This window comes from Photobacterium sp. SP02 (genome assembly GCF_038519165.1).
In the GTDB taxonomy this organism is placed as follows: Bacteria; Pseudomonadota; Gammaproteobacteria; order Enterobacterales; family Vibrionaceae; genus Photobacterium; species Photobacterium halotolerans.
Window position 1 is genome coordinate 1 of record NZ_JASJOJ010000179.1, and the last position, 368, is coordinate 368.

Below are 368 nucleotides of genomic sequence, written 5' to 3' on the forward strand. Positions count from 1 at the left end.
GAAAGCGTGGGGAGCAAACAGGATTAGATACCCTGGTAGTCCACGCCGTAAACGATGTCTACTTGGAGGTTGGTGTCTTGAACACTGGCTTTCGGAGCTAACGCGTTAAGTAGACCGCCTGGGGAGTACGGTCGCAAGATTAAAACTCAAATGAATTGACGGGGGCCCGCACAAGCGGTGGAGCATGTGGTTTAATTCGATGCAACGCGAAGAACCTTACCTACTCTTGACATCCAGAGAACTTTCCAGAGATGGATTGGTGCCTTCGGGAACTCTGAGACAGGTGCTGCATGGCTGTCGTCAGCTCGTGTTGTGAAATGTTGGGTTAAGTCCCGCAACGAGCGCAACCCTTATCCTTGTTTGCCAGC

1 rRNA gene is annotated in these 368 nt (G+C 51.6%); it reads left to right on the forward strand.

What is annotated here, in order from left to right:
- Window positions 1-368: ribosomal RNA gene (locus P0Y67_RS22895) — 16S ribosomal RNA — on the forward strand; the annotation flags it as partial.